We start from the raw sequence: 2,158 nt of genomic DNA on the forward strand, positions 1-2,158 counted from the left end.
TGCATAGTGCGGCAGGCTTCAGCATTACAGGAACGCTCAAATCTGTGGGCTTCAGGCACGGACGCTGGCTTGATACGGTCATCATGCAGCGTACGCTTGGGCAGGGCGACGCCACATTTCCGGAGAGCACAGGTTGACTGACGGGCATCTGACAGGCCGCACCATTTTCTGCATTGGCATGACGCAGCTAATCAACTGGGGTATCACATTCTATATGCCGGGAGTCTTCGGGACCGCCATCATGGCGGAGACAGGCTGGTCGCCGGCTGTGACATTCTCCGGGCTGACTACTGCCATGCTTGTTATGGGGCTTGTTTCGCCGCTTACCGGCCCCCTTATGTCCCGTACCGGCGTACATACGATGATGATGGCGGGAACCTTCGCCATAGTCCTCGGTTGTTTTCTGATGGCTTTTACCCATTCAACAGCATCGTGGGTTGCCGTCTGGCTCCTGATGGGAGCCGGCATGCGACTTGCTCTGTATGATGCCGCGTTTGCTCTGCTAGTAGAAACCGCAGGCGCAGGGGCCCGCCGGGCAGTCTCCCTGGTCACCCTGCTGGGTGGCCTCGCTTCAGCCGCGTTCTGGCCAGCTGGCGCAGCGCTACTGCACATTACCGACTGGCGGCATGCGATTATCGTTTACGGCTGTGCGGGCATTGTCAGCCTGCTTTTTCTGTCCACCGTTCCGGCAGGGCATCGGAGTCAACCTCCCGTTGCCGGGCAGCCCGCTCTTCCGGCGATCGGAACAGCAGAAGACCGAAAAGCATTCATCAGCGGCCTGTGGTACGCCACGCTAATAGCGCTGATAAGCTTTGTTTCCACCGGCATGTCCACTCATTTTCCTCAGATACTGGCCGCTTATGGTATGCCCGCTGTGGCGGGTATGTTATGGGGAGTGGGACAGGTGAGCGCCAGACTGCTGGACGTGGCTTCTGGCGCACGTACCTCTGCGATCCGTCTGAGCCTGGTTACCGGCATTCTGCTGCCATTTTGCTTTCTGGCCGGCCTTGCAGGTAATGTTACCCCTGTGGCTACAGCCATCTTTATTCTGAGTTACGGAGCTGTGAACGGACTGAGTACGGTAGTTAAGGCCGTACTACCTCTTGTGCTGTTTGATCCGCAGCAGTATACCCGTAAAACAGGCGTACTGCTGTCACCAGCTTTTTTACTCGCGGCGCTCGCTCCGTCAGCTTACGCCATACTGCTGGAGCGATACGGCATACCCGGCACGCTGCTTTTATCTTCCATCCTTACCCTGTTCATCACGGCGATTTCCATAGTGATCTGGCGTCGCCATCCTTCCTCTGCTGGACAGAACCGGGATAAGAACGTGCCATCCATTCCGGGGAAAAATATTTGACGCTGTCTACATTTCCATTATTCTGGAAATATAGTTTAAGGAGGCCGCATGGATTTAAATACAGCAGCAAATGCGCTTCGGGAGCTGGGGCATCCGACCCGTCTCAGCGTGTACCGGGAGCTGGTGAGAGCGGGTCATGACGGCCTGCCGGTCGGCGTTCTGCAGAAGCGCCTCGGTATTCCGCCCTCCACGCTCAGTCATCATATTTCCGCGCTGATGTCCGCCGGGCTGGTCAGCCAGGAGCGGCAGAGCCGTACCCTGTTCTGCAAACCCTGCTATGTGCAGCTTGAACAGCTGATGGCCTTTCTGACAGAAGAATGCTGTGCAGGTGGCAGCTGCAGTCTGTCAACCGTGACGACTCATGAAGAGACCTCATTGTGAACAACATGAACGATACCCTGAAAAATATTGATACTTCACTCCTGGACGTGCCGCTGACTGAAGATAAGCTGAGGGCTGCAGAAGTAGCGCACCCGCCCCGCATCCTGATGCTGTACGGCTCGCTGCGGGAACGCTCATACAGCCGTCTCACAACGGAAGAGGCGGCCCGGCTGCTGACGGCAATGGGTGCCGAAGTGAAAATTTTTAACCCGTCCGGCCTGCCCCTGCCCGATGACGCCCCGGAGACGCATCCGAAAGTTGCAGAGCTGCGCGAGCTGGTTCTCTGGTCCGAAGGCATGGTCTGGTGCTCGCCGGAACGGCACGGCGCCATGACCGGCATCATGAAGGCGCAGATAGACTGGATACCCCTGACGTCGGGGGCGGTGCGGCCTTCTCAGGGCAAAACTCTCGCCGTTA

At 57.6% G+C, this 2,158-nt stretch carries 4 protein-coding genes; all 4 read left to right on the forward strand.

Annotated elements, in window-relative coordinates:
* On the forward strand, positions 1-137 hold a 137-nt coding region (locus COO59_RS21400), incomplete at its 5' end, for a GNAT family N-acetyltransferase (RefSeq protein ID WP_420845711.1).
* Between the two features lie 41 nt (positions 138-178).
* A complete protein-coding gene (locus tag COO59_RS20350) occupies positions 179-1,360 on the forward strand; it encodes an MFS transporter (RefSeq protein WP_240614178.1) in 1,182 nt (393 codons plus the stop codon).
* Positions 1,361-1,408: 48 nt separating this feature from the next.
* Positions 1,409-1,741, forward strand: coding sequence for an ArsR/SmtB family transcription factor (locus COO59_RS20355; RefSeq protein WP_024966931.1), 333 nt, complete (start codon positions 1,409-1,411; stop codon positions 1,739-1,741).
* Positions 1,738-2,158, forward strand: a 421-nt coding sequence (locus COO59_RS20360; RefSeq protein WP_420845710.1) for an NAD(P)H-dependent oxidoreductase, incomplete at its 3' end; no start/stop codon positions are given. The genes COO59_RS20355 and COO59_RS20360, both read left to right, overlap by 4 nt.

The organism is Mixta theicola, assembly GCF_002895925.1.
In the GTDB taxonomy this organism is placed as follows: Bacteria; Pseudomonadota; Gammaproteobacteria; order Enterobacterales; family Enterobacteriaceae; genus Mixta; species Mixta theicola.